The organism is Pseudovibrio sp. Tun.PSC04-5.I4 (genome assembly GCF_900104145.1).
In the GTDB taxonomy this organism is placed as follows: domain Bacteria; phylum Pseudomonadota; class Alphaproteobacteria; order Rhizobiales; family Stappiaceae; genus Pseudovibrio.
The window spans coordinates 640,001-654,022 of sequence record NZ_FNLB01000006.1 but is presented as its reverse complement, the minus strand read 5'-3'; the positions used below and the strand labels follow the sequence as shown (position 1 = coordinate 654,022).

The following is a 14,022-nucleotide window of genomic DNA, read 5'->3' as shown; positions in this document are numbered from 1 at the left end:
CAAGGGTGTGTTCCAATTTCTATTAGGCAGAATAAGCTAATAGACTATCTAAGTGTCCACCAAAAGAGCCTTGTTGTTTCCAACTAGCTTTCCAGATGATGTTCAGGTCTGTTTTCCGTTTCCCAAACTTCACCAAGATCTGCAAGTTGTGCTTCAATACACTCAATCGATGCTGCAATAACAGCCCCGCCAGAAAACTCAAGCTTCAACTGGCCAGCCGGTGCATTTGTCTCTTCAAACAAAACACAGAGCAAAGACAAAACCATGTCCTTGTTGGTTTGATTGATTTTTTGTGCTCTTACAGCATCTACCCGAGAAATAGACAGAACCGAACGGGCCCGCATTTTCTGGCGTTTGTTGTTTTCATCGGTTTCCCAAAGATACCGATTCATGGTCAAAACCAGACGACGCTCGGCAGGCAGGTATTGGATATCTGCTAGTTTCAGAACACTATCCTGCACCATGGAAGAAATGATCTGTAAATCTTCCTGATCCAGCGCCATCAACTTCATTGGTTTCACTTGTTTCATGTCAGATCCTTGCAGCATTTCTTTGCGGCATCTCTCAGGAGAGAGCGAGACAGCCTTACTATTACAACAATTTATAGAAAAACATCTATGAGCGAATGGAGTGGATTTCAAGCAGCAGACGCCTTTCCACGCACTTTAAGAATCGAAAGACCAAGAAAAAACCCGGCCTGAGCTTCAGACCGGGTTCCAAATTAAAAAAGCTGTGATTGCCTTAGGCCGAGATTCGCTCGATTACCGCACCACAGCGGGAGAGTTTTTCTTCCAACTGTTCAAATCCACGATCCAAATGATAAACACGGCTGACTGTTGTTTCACCTTCAGCGGCAAGCCCTGCAATAACAAGGGAAACAGAAGCGCGTAGATCCGTCGCCATCACCTGCGCACCGTGCAAAGTCTCTACGCCTTCAACAGAAGCGACTTGCCCGTCCATCGTGATTTTTGCGCCCAGACGTGCAAGCTCCTGCACATGCATGAAGCGGTTTTCGAAGATGTTCTCTGTGATTTTGCTGACACCCTTTGAGCGGGTCATCAACGCCATAAATTGCGCCTGCAAATCTGTTGGGAAGCCTGGGAAAGGCGCCGTTGAAATATCAACAGGGTTAATGCCGCCACCGTTGCGGCGCACTTTGAGACCCACGTTTGTCTCGGTGATCTCAGTTCCGGTCTGGCGCAGGATATCCAAAGCACCTTCCAGAAGATCGCCGCGTGCACCTTCCAGTGTCACTTCACCGCCGGTCATAGCAACAGCCATTGCGTAGGTGCCCGTCTCGATCCGATCCGGGATCACAGGATGGCGGTGTGCACCCAGACTATCAACGCCTTGAATGTGAATTGTATCAGTGCCAGCCCCTTCAATCTTTGCGCCCATACCAATGAGACAGTTCGCAAGATCAGTAACTTCTGGCTCTTGAGCGGCGTTTTCAATAACGCTTTCACCCTTTGCCAGCGTCGCGGCCATCATCACCGTGTGTGTTGCGCCAACAGATGTTTTCGGGAAAACAACGCGGCCACCTTTAAGGCCACCTTTTGCGTCTGCCTGAACATAGCCGCGGTCCATCTCAATCTCAGCGCCCAATGCTTTGAGGCCATCAATGAAGAAATCAACCGGGCGCGTCCCAATTGCACAACCGCCTGGAAGAGAGACTCGAGCAGTGTGCATACGTGCCAGCAATGGACCGATAACCCAGAAACTCGCCCGCATTTTGGAGACAAGCTCATAAGGAGCTGTTGTATCAACAATATTACTTGCGTTGAGGTGCACGGTCTGACCGGTCATAACATCCTGACCAACGCGCTTGCCATCAACAGAATAATCAACACCGTGATTTGAAAGAATCTGAGTCAGAAGTGCGACATCGCGCAGCCGGGGCACATTTTCCAGTGTTAATGTATCTTCGCACAACAGCGACGCGATCATCAAAGGCAGCGCAGCATTTTTCGCGCCTGAGATCGGAATAACACCGTTGAGCTGATTGCCGCCAACAATACGAATTTTGTCCATACTTCTAATACCCCAATAAATACCCGCTGATGGAAACACAATTTTGAAGAGGAATTGATTGTGTCCACTAACATTAGGGCTGTGGCATAAGCAAGGCATGCTCTTAGCCTTGTTTATTCCCCACTGGTTTTCCCCAATAGATCTTACTAATATTTCTCAAACTGGTCACTTTCACCAAGTTCGCGACGTAATATTACGCCCAAAAACATCAGTATCTAGCTGTTTTCACAGATTACGTCCAATTTAAGAGAAATTGCTGCATTAATGCTTAACGTAAGCACATCGCCTTTAGATGAGGGTTCTCGCAGCCCTTAACCCTCGTCCTTGCTGCGTTTAGCTGCTTGCTTTCTACGACGCAAATTGGCGCGCAAAGCTTCTGCCAAGCGCTCAGCTTTGGGGTCTTTCTTAGGCTTAGCCGCAGCTTCCTCAGCCTTCCCGGCATGCTCAGTTTTCTTTGAATCTGTCATGCCCAACAGGTACACGAGGAACTGGTTGATGCCAAGAGCTTCAGAGCACCACAAATATATGGCAATACTTTCAAATCCCTATGATATTCAGTTTCCACAGACCTACCAACAAAACCCCTTGCAGGTTTAAAAAGGTTATGACATAAGCCTCCTCGTTCCGAGGGTATTACTCACGGGACAGTAACCTCGTTGCAAAATCCGCAATCTTGGAAGAAAATGAGAAGCATACCCTATGCTTTTCATATCAGCGATGCTGCCGTAGCTCAGGGGTAGAGCACTCCCTTGGTAAGGGAGAGGTCGAGAGTTCGAATCTCTCCGGCAGCACCAGTTTCCAATGAATTCATGACTTCAATTCGTCTCTGACGGCGTAATTGGCGTGCTTACACGCTTCTATTCTCCATTAATGCAAGAAATTTGCGCTCCAAAATCCTTCGTAAAATGGAACGATTTACAACTCTGCCTAGAATGAGTTTCTTGCAGAGTGCGGAAACGTTAACGTGCACTGCTAACTATGAACTAGTCACGGTTGAAAAATCGCTGCTACATGAAAATTTTCTGTCTGTATTTTATATTTAAATATCTCAATGTTGAAATATAATTACCATCGCATCCTTGATATACCAATGCCTTTACGGCAGTGTGACTAAGAAACAACGCGCCACAAAACTACCATATTTCACCTTGGGGTTGGTTTACTTATGTTTTGAGTCCTGCGAGTTTTCTTAGGTCTTGGGGGCATATTGGGGCTGTTTTCCACATAGCTGAATTTAGCTAATCTTGGGAGAGAGGGTATGCCTGCCAAGCGCACTTGTACGACGATATATGTCTAGGCGAACTGGTTTGCATGTTGCCGAAGACAAGGGGGTGAGAATGATTCAAGCAGTAATAGACGCAGATATTCCAATAAGCGCGACGAGCAAATTTTCCGAAGCAGAATTGCAGATGCTACGCTATCAGCTGGAAGAAGCTGAGTTTGCTCAGCTCATTCGCCTCGTGACAAGCCTGCCCCCTGAAAAGTGGGAAAGCGCTGTTCAGAGGTTGATAGCGCTCTAAATAACACCCAAACTTACCTTGGAGGTTAAATGATACCTCCGAGGGAATTTTTCATATTTTTCGGAAAATTCAAATGGCTACGTCAAATCATTGTTGCCGGCGCTTGGCTAACTGCTGACTTAGTATCATTCCAGCTTTTCTTAGGCCCACGAATTTCGCGTGGGGCTGGCCCAAAGTAACCAGCTGTTTTCACAAAATCTCTTGGTTGAAGAATAATAGATGCGATCCGTTGATACAGTGCTTTGGCCGAGATTGGCTTACACAGCAGCTCATGAATACCAAGCTTTCTAGCCTCAATGATCCGGCTGCGTTCTGTATGAGCCGTCACCATGATTATAGGAATGTATGCATAAGGATTATTTGGGTTGCGGATCATTCGCACCATATCCGCGCCATCTAGAATTGGCATAACCCAGTCAATAATCAAGATATCCGGATTTGAGCGATCCATCGCTTCAAGGCCGGACGCCCCGTCTTCTGCTTCTACAATTTTGCGAGCGCCAAACCCTTGCAACATCGTCCGCAGAATAGTGCGCATATAAGCACTATCTTCAACCACCAGAAAAGAGAGGGATGACAGGTCAATACTCACGCAAATAAGCTCCGGCCACTTTCACGTAACCCAATCCAATTAGAACAAAAATTCAGTTATTAATTACAAGGTGTGGCAGAGAACAAAACAAATTGCAAGACTGCAGGGTTATAGTTCTATGTCAAAGACCGTCACTGCTATATATAGGCTTATGTGCGTATCTGAAAATATCCTTTGATAAATCCGTAAAACTTGGGGCCGCGTCAATGTGTCCTTCGACAGGACCAAGGATAGCCGCTAAGTTTAGGTTAAATCTAAAGTATCGCCGAATAAAATACCGCCGCAGTATAAGGGGCAAAAAATGGACTACCAAGAAATCTTCGATGAGGCGATTGCTTCTTTGAAGGACGAAAAAAGGTACCGCGTATTTGCTAATCTGGAACGCATTGCAGGCCGTCACCCTCATGCTCTTTGGCGCAAAGAAAACCAGAACCTTCGTGAAATCGTCATTTGGTGTTCGAACGACTACCTGGGGATGGGGCAACATCCAGCCGTAATCGAAGCGATGACTGAAACTGTAAAGCGCATGGGTGCTGGTGCAGGTGGTACTCGCAACATCTCCGGCACTAACTACCCTCTGGTACAGCTTGAGGAAGAACTTGCTGACCTCCACGGCAAAGAAGGCGCTCTGGTTTTCTCCAGTGGCTTTGTTTCAAATGAAGCATCAATTTCCACCATCGCGAAACTGCTTCCTGATTGTTTGATCCTGTCTGATCAGCTGAACCACGCATCAATGATTGCGGGTGTTCGCGGCGCAGGGACTTCCAAGAAAGTTTGGCGCCATAACGATCTGGAACATCTTGAGGATTTGCTGAAAGCTGCTGGTAATGACCGCGCTAAGCTGATCGTCTTTGAATCTGTTTACTCCATGGATGGTGACATTGCTCCGATTGAGCGTATTGCTGACCTTGCAGACAAATACAACGCTATGACCTACATTGACGAAGTGCACGCTGTTGGCATGTACGGACCACGCGGCGGCGGTATCAGTGAGCGTGATGGTGTTATGGATCGCATGGACATCATCGAGGGAACTTTAGCAAAAGCATTTGGTGTGATGGGTGGTTACATTACTGCTTCCCAGACCATTATTGATGCGGTTCGCTCCTATGCGCCGGGCTTTATCTTCACCACAGCTATCCCTCCGGGACTTGCAGCAGCGGCGACTGCTTCCATCAAGCACCTCAAAGTTTCTGGCATTGAACGTGAAGGACAACAGCGTCAGGCACAGCGTACGAAAGATGTGCTTTCCGCAGCTGGTTTGCCAGTGATGGCCTCTGACACCCACATCATTCCAGTACTGGTTGCTGATCCTGATCTTTGTAAGCAAGCAACGGATATGCTGCTTGATAAGCATGGCATCTACATTCAGCCAATCAATTATCCAACGGTTCCACGTGGTACTGAGCGCCTGCGCATTACTCCAGGCCCTGTTCACAATGACGCGCTGATCGCTCATCTTCGTGATGCACTTGTGGATGTTTGGCAAACCCTCGGTCTTCCGCTCACTGATGCTCCAGCTGAAGAAGATTTGGATGCAGGAACTGGACAAGCTGTTTATCAATTCGCTGGCGGTTAATTACCAACGCTTTGACACATAAAAAGGCCGGCTTTCAAAGCCGGCCTTTTTATGTGAATAAACTGTTAGGTTTTTAGAGGCTATTTTCAGGAGACCTTGCGCTGCTCAGCTTTCACCGGAGCGCTGTTCTCCTGTAAATCTCCATCATCAAGAATACGCCACTTAGGGCCTTCCATATCGTCGTATTGCCCGGACTTTAAAGACCATAAAAACGCTATCAATCCTGCACCGCCGAGAACCAACGCAATTGGAATGAGGTAGATTAAGACTTCCATTGTTCTTTTCAAGCCTCCCGCTTGGGCTTCGATGATGTGCCTGCCACCATTCTCAGGCGAACTGCATTAAGTGTTACGATAATGGAAGAACCCGACATAGCCAAGGCCGCAACGAGGGGTGTGACAAAACCAAGCACCGCAAAAGGCACTGCGAACAGGTTATAAATAATAGATATAGCCAGATTCTGGTTCATAACGAACCGAGCCTTACGAGAGATCCGTAGCGCACTCATGACGGGTGCAAGACTATCCCCCAGGAACACAGCATCGGCGGCCGCTTGGCTGACGTGCACTGCCGAGACCGGGGACATGGAGACATTTGCAGCAGCAAGCGACGGTGCATCATTTAAACCATCCCCCACCATCAAAACCTTGCACCCCTGCCCCTTCAGCTCTTCGATCCGGTCAATCTTGTCCTGCGGCTTCATACCCGCTTTCCAATCAGCGATACCCAAAAGATCCGCAGCGTACTTGACTGCACCTGCATGGTCTCCGCTCAGGATTTCGATTGTATATCCAGCGCTCTTCAGTTTCTGAACCGTCTCTACAGCGCCGTCTCTCATGAACTGACCGACAGGGAGAAGGTTCGGCTTATTCTCGCCTTGCTGGAACGCCACAAAGGATGCATCAGGTCGTTGTGCCTGCGCTTGTGAGAGCTGCTCATCAGACACACCACAAAACGTAGGTGAGCCCAATTTCAAATACTCGCCGTCATACAGGGCTTCGACACCCTTGCCGGCGGTTTCTTTGGCATCCGACAAGATTTGAAGCACGCCTGTAGCTCTTGCGACCGCTAGAGAAAGCGGATGAGAGGACGATAGAGCCAAACGTCCAGCTAATTGCAACTCACGCTCTGAAAGGCCGTGATCCTTTGCAAGCGCTACATCTGGAAGCGTTAGAGTACCCGTCTTATCGAAGACGATCGTATCTGCACCAGCAAGTCTTTCAATAGCGTCCCCCGCATTTAAGAGTACGCGTTCTTTAAAGAACAGGCCACTGGCAACAACTTGCACAGCTGGAATAGCGAGACCTAAGGCACAAGGGCACGTGATGATAAGCACCGAAATGGCAATGACCAAAGCTGGTTGCCAGTCCATTCCCCATAGGATCCAACCGACCAGCGTCAGCAATGCTGCCACATGTACGACTGGTGCGTAAAGTTGTGAGGCGCGGTCCGCGACCTTCACGTAGGTGGATCGACCTTCCATGGCCGTTTCCAGAAGTTTATTCACTTCATCCAGCAAAGTGCCTTTTGCAGCGGCAGTAACTTCCACCTCCAAAACACCATAGGTATTCATGGTACCTGCGTAGACAAAATCCCCCTGCCCGACTGGCTGCAGAAGAGTTTCGCCGGTTACGAGGCTTTGATCTACCTCTGACGTTCCTTTTGAAAGTCTGCCATCAACAGAGATCCGCTCTCCGGCGCGTACCAAAACCTTATCACCGACACCCAATTTGGACAGCGGCATGTCTTTAACGCTGCCATCCTCCATGATTTTGGCAGCGCTCTCCGCTTTAAGTGTTGCGAGGTTTTCGGCAAATGAACGAGTTTTCCGGCGCATCAGATGATCGAAATAGCGACCAACCAAGAGGAAGAACAGAAGCATTACAGCGCTGTCGTAATACGCATGTTGAGCTTCCTGAATCGTTTGCACGACTGATAGGCCTGTTGCCAGCAACACTCCAATTGTGATGGGAACATCCATATTCACACGGCGCGTTCTGACTGCCATGTAGGCGCTGCGGTAAAAGATCCGCCCGGAATAAATAACGGTTGGGAGCGCTATGAACGCAGAAATCCAGTGAAAAAACGAGCGGGTTTCTGGATCAATGTCTGTGGCGTTGCCGGACCAGATGGAGATTGACAGCAACATGATATTCATGGCGGCAAAGCCAGCAACAGCCAAGGCACGGAGTATCTCTTTACCCGCTGTATCGCCGCGCGACTTCACCTGAGCCGGGTCAAAAGGATACGCCTTGTAACCAAGCTTTTGCAGGAGATCGACGATCGGAGATGGATTGGTTTTATCTCCATCCCAATCAACAGACAACCGATGAGATGACAGGTTTACGCGTGCTTTTTCGACGCCATCAATTTTTTGAAGGCCGCGTTCAATTTCATACATACAAGCAGCACACGTAATACCGTCTACAGCAAGATCCATGTGAGCCTTGCCGTCATCGGAGTTGGTTACGAATGCAGCCCAATCTCTCTCAGGCGCAGTCATGGCTATACTGCCCTACTTAGCGAAATAAATCTTGTTCTTGGACCGGAAGATTGGCAGTTCGCCGCCATCAGGATCTGCGATTTCAACCACCACATTCCAGTTACCAGCTTGAATGTCCATTGCATTTGCCATGTATTCACCAGCAGAGCGTTCAGCAAGGCGTAAATCCTGATCCGCAGCAGTGATGGCCGGCCGGTGCAACATGACTGTAACCAGTTCACCAGTAATCGGAACACCAAGCTTATCTTTTGCAATAACGCGAATAAGGGCAGAACCATCGTTATTGCGTTCAATAGCAGCATTCACTTTCCAGTTCAGCTTAGCCTGTGCTCTGACTTTAGCCAGTTCTCTATTATAGCGTTGACCCGCCTTGTAAGAACTTTCGACCTCCAGGCCCGGAAACGTGCCGATAGCAAGGTACATCATAATGCCGTTCGATACAAAGATAAGGCCGAAGAAACCAACGATGCAAAACAGAAACATGCGGCCAGTAAATTTCCGCGGTTCGCGTTGAGACTTATCATCTACAGCCATTGTCATTTCCTAGCTCCTTTTGAATTGCTCATGGGATTTCGGGGGGCGAGCAACTCTATTTTGGCCTTTAAGGATTGTGGTAAGGGCTGGTCCCCTTACCACAAGAGTTATTTAGGTGTTTTCACAATAAACTGAAGAGCCTACGTACCTGGTGCACGGAAGAAGTCTTCAATCAATGTGGTTTCACCAGTCTCCATGTCTATCAACTTGAAGCCCATTGGTCGCGATGCAGGCAATGCCTCACCAGATGGTGAAAAGACCAACGCCCTTACAGAACGTGTTGTATCTGCATCGACGCCTAACTGTAACTTAGTCGCATTTGCGGCAGCTACACCGTCTTTACTAACCCCAACAACTTCCAGTTTAGTTCCAACTGGCATCCCCTCAACACTCAACGTGAAATATTGCTCCTTGTTATGTTTATTCAACAATCTCAAAGAATAACCATTTCGGAACGAACCGTCATTTTGTTGGACATAAAGCGGGTTGCGATCATGAACGACTGACAGACCTGTCATACTGCGGTTCAGCTGCGCATAGAGCATTGCACCCATAATCAGCAGGATAATGGCAGCATAGATAACCGTACGTGGTCTAATAAGGCGGTAGACAGGCTCTTCGCCTTTTTCACGGCGTTCGATGTTATCATCTGTGTCATAGGCGATCAGACCAGTTGGTTTCCCAACCTTTGTCATGATTGAATCACAAGCATCAATACACAGACCACACTGAATACAATCCAGCTGTGCACCCTTACGGATGTCGACACCGGTCGGACATGCAAAGTAGCACTGGTTACAATCAATACAATCACCTGCAGGAAGACCCTCAGCAGTACGCTTCTTGCTTTCTTTCAGGTGACCGCGCGGCTCACCACGATCATACCGGTATGTGACGTTCAACGCGTGCTCATCGGTGAGAGCGGCCTGAATACGTGGCCATGGACACATGTAAACGCAAACCTGCTCGCGCATATGCCCGGCGAGGGAATATGTGGTGAAGGTCAGAATGCCAATCCAAAGATAAACAGAGAACGCTGCCGCTCCGGTTGCCAGATCGTAAACTAACGTCGGGGCGTCAGAAAAATAGAGAACCCACGCCCCACCTGTCCACCAGGCAACCATTATCCATAAAAAATGCTTAGTGCCTTTCTTCAGGATCTTGCTTGCAGACCAAGGCTCTTTATCCAGAGCAATACGCTTGCGGCGATCACCCTCAATGAGGCTTTCAATTTTAAAGAATAGGTCTGTCCAGACCGTTTGCGGGCATAAATAACCACACCACAAACGACCAGCAATCGCGTTCATCAAGAAAAGGCCGACAGCTGCAAGAATCAGAAGACCTGTAAGATAGTAAACTTCCTGTGGCCAGATTTCTAAAAAGAAAAAGTAACCACGCTTTCTTTCAAAATCGACAAGAACAGCTTGATCAGGAAGAAGAGGCCCCCTATCCCAACGGATAAACGGCGTAAAATAGTATATTCCAAGAGTAATAAAAAGGATGGCCCATTTTATTTTACGAAAACGACCGTTTACATCCATGGGGTAAACTTTAGCCGCTGACGCAAACCAGGCTTCATCTTCTTCATTATCGATGGGTTCAACTTGGCTAGACATAACGTCTTCCTCAGTTGGCGATGTGCACTGTGCAAGCGAAACGAGGACACTTACGCGTCCTCGTCTATTTCGAAATTGTACCTTGGGAGCCTTACTGGCCGCCGCCAAGAGAGTGAACGTACACAGCCAGTGATTTCACTGTGGTCTCACCCAGACGATCGATCCAGTTTGGCATTACGCCGTGACGTGGCGCAGTAACCTGCGCTTTGATTGCCTCTACAGACTTGCCATAAAGGTAAGTCGGAGCAAGCAGGTTCGGAGAACCCATTTCGAGGTCACCTTTAGCGTTGTCCTGGTGACAAGCAGCACAGTTGTCTTCGTAAACAACTTTACCAGCTTCCAGATCAACTCCACTTTCGGATGGAAGACCAGACAAGGAACCAACGTAATTGGCCACCTGCGTGATTTCTTCTTCAGAAAGCAGCTCATCACGCCCAAATGCTGGCATTTCAGCATAACGGGTTTCATCATGCTCTGCGCGAACGCCGTAGGAAATGGTTGTTGCGATGGCGTCTAGATCGCCACCCCAGATCCAGTTATCGTCCTGAAGGTTTGGATAACCATCAAAACCAGTCGCGCCAGCACCATGACAAGGAGCACAATTATCACCAAATGCCACGTTACCCTGAGCCATAGCAAACTCCAGCAACGCCGGAGTATCACGTATTTCTTCCAGGGAAGCTGCCATAAGCTTCTCACCCGTCAGCGCTCGTTCAGCGTTTGCAACTTCAAACTCCTGAAGAACAGCAGCACGTTGGTTGGTTCCCAAAAGACCTTCAGTATAGCCATTAAGGAGGGGCCAGCTCGGCATTAGAATCCAGTAGCCCACTGACCAGACAATCGACGCGTAAAACATATAGAGCCACCACTTTGGAAGTGGGTTGTTAAGCTCTTTCAGTCCATCCCATTCATGGCCTGTGGTCTCGACCCCAGTAACTTGGTCGATTTCCTTTTTGTAATCAGCCATTAGTCGTCCTCCCGCAGCGGGACATGCGAAGCGTCGTCAAAACGCTCCTTATTGCTAGGCCACAGGGCGTAAACCAATACACCTGCAAAAATCACCACGAAATAGAGCAAGCCACCTGTCTGCGCAAAGTTAGCAAGAAATGTGTAAGTGGAATCCATCATTTTCTCCTTTAGCGTAGGTCAGCTTTTTCATCGTAGAGATTAAAATCTACGAGAGTGCCCAGCATTTGCAGATAAGCAACAAGAGCATCCATTTCTGTTACCTCTGATGGATTACCATCGAAGTCACGGATCTGGGCCGTGGGATAACGCTCCTCAAAACCTTCAGCTGCATCACTATCAGGCTTCGCCTGTGCCAGAAGATCCTGTTTAGCAGCCGCTATCTGTTCCTCAGTGTATGGAACGCCGTAGATTGCATTCACCTTCAGGTGGTTTTGCATCTCACGGACATTAACCTTGGCTTCCAAGAGGAATGGATAACCAGGCATTACCGAGGTTGGAGATACCGAGCGCGGGTCGACAAGATGATCGCGCTGCCATTCGTCGGAGTACTTACCACCAACACGTGCCAGATCAGGACCAGTACGCTTTGAACCCCACTGGAACGGACGATCGTACATAGATTCCGCTGCCAAAGAGTAGTTGCCATAGCGCTCCAGTTCATCGCGCAGTGGACGGATCTGTTGCGAGTGACAAGCATAACAGCCTTCACGCACAAAGATGTTGCGCCCTGTGAGCTCAAGCGGGGTGTAAGGGCGCATGCCCTCTACTTTTTCAATTGTGCTCTTTAGGTAAAAAAGCGGCACAATCTCCACAAGACCACCGATTGAGATCATTATGACGATACCAATAAGCAGGAACAACGAGTTCGTCTCGAAGATTTGGTGTTTTTTCCAAGCAGACATTCGTGATCTCCCGATTATTCCGCTGGAGCCATAGCAGGCTGGCCTGCGGCTGCACTCTCGACAACTTCACCAACACGAACTGTCATCACGAGGTTATAGGCCATAATGACAGCACCTGCGAGGAACAGAAGGCCACCGAATGCACGCATGACATAGAACGGGTACATTGCGTCAACAGTATCGATGAAGGAGTACTCAAGGAAGCCAAGGCTATCGTATGCACGCCACATCAGACCTTGCATGATACCGGAGACCCACATCGAACAGATGTAGAACACGATACCGAGCGTCGAGATCCAGAAGTGCCAGTTTACGAGGCGCAGAGAGTACAATGATTTATGGTAAAGCCACGGAACCAAGCAGTACAGAGCACCGAAGGAAATGTAACCAACCCAACCAAGCGCTCCTGCATGTACGTGACCAATGGTCCAATCTGTGTAGTGAGACAAAGAGTTCACTGCACGAATAGACATCAACGGGCCTTCGAATGTTGCCATTCCGTAGAACGCAACAGATACAACCATCATACGCAGGACCGGATCAGTCCGCAGCTTATCCCAAGCGCCGGACAAAGTCATAAGACCGTTGATCATACCGCCCCAAGACGGCATCCAGAGGATGATGGAGAAGGTCATGCCAAGAGTACCTGCCCACTGAGGCAGAGACGTGTAGTGCAAGTGGTGTGGACCAGCCCAGATGTATAGGAAGATCAGCGCCCAGAAGTGCACGATTGACAAACGGTAAGAGTAAACCGGACGCTCTGCACGCTTCGGAATGAAGTAGTACATGATCGCAAGGAAGCCAGCTGTCAGGAAGAAGCCCACAGCGTTATGGCCGTACCACCATTGCACCATCGCATCTTGCACACCACCCCAAACAATATAGGATTTGGTGGAGTAGATACTGACTGGAATGGATGCGTTATTGAACAAGTGCAAAACAGCAATTGTTACGATGAACGCAAGATAAAACCAGTTCGCTACATAGATATGAGGCTCTTTGCGGCGCCATATGGAACCCAGGAACACCAGAAGGTATGCGACCCAAACAACTGTCAGCAACCAGTCAGCGTACCATTCCGGTTCAGCGTATTCTTTACCCTGCGTAACACCGAGAAGGTAACCTGTACCCGCAACGACGATAAACAGATTGTAACCAAGAACAACAAACCATGGGGCGATTGTACCAGGCAAACGGGCCTGACAAGTGCGTTGCACAACGTAGAACGACGTAGCAATGAGCACGTTGCCGCCGAATGCGAAAATCACAGCCGAGGTATGTAATGGACGAAGACGTCCAAAAGTAGTCCACGGCAGATCAAAATTCAGCGCTGGAAATGCCAGCTGCGATGCAATGATCACACCAACCGAAAAGCCAGCGATACCCCAGAAAACAGAGGCCCACGTGGAAAATTTCACGGGCCCCATATTGTAGTTCGGCTTACCATTGATTTCTCGTGGTGCCGGACTGTTGTTTCCGTCGAAATACCGGCGGAAAATAAAGAAAATACCAGCGATTGATGCAAGTGCAATCAAACTAGCATGAAATGCCAAGACCTGATCCCAGGTTTTCCCTGCGACGATCAGACAGAAAATCGCTGCAGCCAAAAGAAGTACGGAGAAACCGCCTTCCTCAAGCGACAGAACTTTGACTTTCCGCTCACCCATGATGTTGCCCCATTAAAAGTAACAAAGTTCGTCCAGATAGGACAACCTGAGGGTAGTTCTATGGGTGGCAAATTGCCCCGCCCTTGATACATATCAAAAAGAACTCGAA

At 48.6% G+C, this 14,022-nt stretch carries 14 protein-coding genes and 1 tRNA gene; 3 read left to right on the top strand and 12 right to left on the bottom strand.

The genetic code is table 11. From position 1 onward, the window contains the following. Window positions 1-83: 83 nt before the first annotated feature. From BLS62_RS08045 to BLS62_RS08035, 3 genes are all read right to left on the bottom strand, one after another. Complete coding sequence (locus tag BLS62_RS08045) at window positions 84-530, bottom strand: DUF2948 family protein (RefSeq protein ID WP_093188627.1); 447 nt, start codon at window positions 528-530, stop codon at window positions 84-86. Between the two features lie 211 nt (window positions 531-741). Further along, a complete protein-coding gene (gene murA, locus BLS62_RS08040) occupies window positions 742-2,031 on the bottom strand; it encodes a UDP-N-acetylglucosamine 1-carboxyvinyltransferase (protein WP_093179116.1) in 1,290 nt (429 codons plus the stop codon). 311 nt (window positions 2,032-2,342) lie between these two features. Continuing rightward, entirely contained in the window at window positions 2,343-2,498 is a 156-nt protein-coding gene (locus BLS62_RS08035; protein ID WP_200798625.1) for a hypothetical protein, read from the bottom strand. 252 nt (window positions 2,499-2,750) lie between these two features. Here BLS62_RS08035 and BLS62_RS08030 point away from each other — a divergent pair. Next, a tRNA-Thr gene (locus BLS62_RS08030) sits at window positions 2,751-2,825 on the top strand. 543 nt (window positions 2,826-3,368) lie between these two features. Next, window positions 3,369-3,551 carry a hypothetical protein gene (locus BLS62_RS08025; RefSeq protein WP_093179110.1) on the top strand — a complete coding sequence of 61 codons (183 nt, stop codon included), beginning with the start codon at window positions 3,369-3,371 and terminating at the stop codon, window positions 3,549-3,551. Window positions 3,552-3,633: 82 nt separating this feature from the next. Here BLS62_RS08025 and BLS62_RS08020 read toward each other — a convergent pair whose 3' ends face one another. Further along, window positions 3,634-4,143: a response regulator gene (locus BLS62_RS08020; RefSeq protein WP_208990747.1), complete on the bottom strand. Its 510-nt coding sequence runs from the start codon at window positions 4,141-4,143 to the stop codon at window positions 3,634-3,636. Window positions 4,144-4,444: 301 nt separating this feature from the next. Here BLS62_RS08020 and hemA point away from each other — a divergent pair, with 301 nt between their 5' ends. Continuing rightward, the gene (hemA, locus tag BLS62_RS08015) at window positions 4,445-5,722 is read left to right on the top strand and encodes a 5-aminolevulinate synthase (RefSeq protein WP_093179107.1); all 1,278 of its coding nucleotides are present in this window, start codon (window positions 4,445-4,447) and stop codon (window positions 5,720-5,722) included. Window positions 5,723-5,808: 86 nt separating this feature from the next. Here the strand turns inward: hemA and ccoS are convergent, their stop codons facing one another. The 8 genes from ccoS to ccoN all read right to left on the bottom strand — a co-directional run bounded on the left by ccoS (window position 5,809) and on the right by ccoN (window position 13,913). Continuing rightward, complete coding sequence (gene ccoS / locus BLS62_RS08010; protein ID WP_093179104.1) at window positions 5,809-5,997, bottom strand: cbb3-type cytochrome oxidase assembly protein CcoS; 189 nt, start codon at window positions 5,995-5,997, stop codon at window positions 5,809-5,811. Between the two features lie 8 nt (window positions 5,998-6,005). Beyond that, window positions 6,006-8,225 (bottom strand): cation-translocating P-type ATPase, encoded by a 2,220-nt coding sequence (locus tag BLS62_RS08005; protein ID WP_093179101.1) that lies wholly within the window; start codon window positions 8,223-8,225, stop codon window positions 6,006-6,008. Between the two features lie 12 nt (window positions 8,226-8,237). After that, on the bottom strand, window positions 8,238-8,765 hold the full coding sequence (locus BLS62_RS08000) for a FixH family protein (RefSeq protein WP_093179098.1): 528 nt from the start codon (window positions 8,763-8,765) through the stop codon (window positions 8,238-8,240). Window positions 8,766-8,899: 134 nt separating this feature from the next. Next, window positions 8,900-10,300: a cytochrome c oxidase accessory protein CcoG gene (ccoG, locus tag BLS62_RS07995; protein WP_093188625.1), complete on the bottom strand. Its 1,401-nt coding sequence runs from the start codon at window positions 10,298-10,300 to the stop codon at window positions 8,900-8,902. A 166-nt stretch (window positions 10,301-10,466) separates the two neighbouring features. Next, window positions 10,467-11,342, bottom strand: a complete 876-nt coding sequence (gene ccoP, locus BLS62_RS07990; protein ID WP_093179096.1) for a cytochrome-c oxidase, cbb3-type subunit III — start codon at window positions 11,340-11,342, stop codon at window positions 10,467-10,469. Further along, entirely contained in the window at window positions 11,342-11,500 is a 159-nt protein-coding gene (locus tag BLS62_RS07985; protein ID WP_093188624.1) for a cbb3-type cytochrome c oxidase subunit 3, read from the bottom strand. Before BLS62_RS07985 ends, ccoP begins: the two co-directional genes overlap by 1 nt. 11 nt (window positions 11,501-11,511) lie before the next feature. Then, window positions 11,512-12,246 (bottom strand): cytochrome-c oxidase, cbb3-type subunit II, encoded by a 735-nt coding sequence (gene ccoO, locus BLS62_RS07980; protein WP_093179093.1) that lies wholly within the window; start codon window positions 12,244-12,246, stop codon window positions 11,512-11,514. A gap of 14 nt (window positions 12,247-12,260) precedes the next feature. Next, entirely contained in the window at window positions 12,261-13,913 is a 1,653-nt protein-coding gene (gene ccoN, locus BLS62_RS07975) for a cytochrome-c oxidase, cbb3-type subunit I (RefSeq protein WP_093179090.1), read from the bottom strand. Between the last annotated feature and the right edge of the window lie 109 nt (window positions 13,914-14,022).

Coding starts and splice junctions, on each gene's coding strand:
- BLS62_RS08045 (WP_093188627.1), bottom strand. CDS start 530: ATGAAACAAGTGAAACCAATGAAGTTGATGGCGCTGGATCAGGAAGAT.
- murA (WP_093179116.1), bottom strand. CDS start 2,031: ATGGACAAAATTCGTATTGTTGGCGGCAATCAGCTCAACGGTGTTATT.
- BLS62_RS08035 (WP_200798625.1), bottom strand. CDS start 2,498: ATGACAGATTCAAAGAAAACTGAGCATGCCGGGAAGGCTGAGGAAGCT.
- BLS62_RS08025 (WP_093179110.1), top strand. CDS start 3,369: ATGATTCAAGCAGTAATAGACGCAGATATTCCAATAAGCGCGACGAGC.
- hemA (WP_093179107.1), top strand. CDS start 4,445: ATGGACTACCAAGAAATCTTCGATGAGGCGATTGCTTCTTTGAAGGAC.
- ccoS (WP_093179104.1), bottom strand. CDS start 5,997: ATGGAAGTCTTAATCTACCTCATTCCAATTGCGTTGGTTCTCGGCGGT.
- BLS62_RS08005 (WP_093179101.1), bottom strand. CDS start 8,225: ATGACTGCGCCTGAGAGAGATTGGGCTGCATTCGTAACCAACTCCGAT.
- BLS62_RS08000 (WP_093179098.1), bottom strand. CDS start 8,765: ATGACAATGGCTGTAGATGATAAGTCTCAACGCGAACCGCGGAAATTT.
- ccoG (WP_093188625.1), bottom strand. CDS start 10,300: ATGGATGTAAACGGTCGTTTTCGTAAAATAAAATGGGCCATCCTTTTT.
- ccoP (WP_093179096.1), bottom strand. CDS start 11,342: ATGGCTGATTACAAAAAGGAAATCGACCAAGTTACTGGGGTCGAGACC.
- BLS62_RS07985 (WP_093188624.1), bottom strand. CDS start 11,500: ATGGATTCCACTTACACATTTCTTGCTAACTTTGCGCAGACAGGTGGC.
- ccoO (WP_093179093.1), bottom strand. CDS start 12,246: ATGTCTGCTTGGAAAAAACACCAAATCTTCGAGACGAACTCGTTGTTC.
- ccoN (WP_093179090.1), bottom strand. CDS start 13,913: ATGGGTGAGCGGAAAGTCAAAGTTCTGTCGCTTGAGGAAGGCGGTTTC.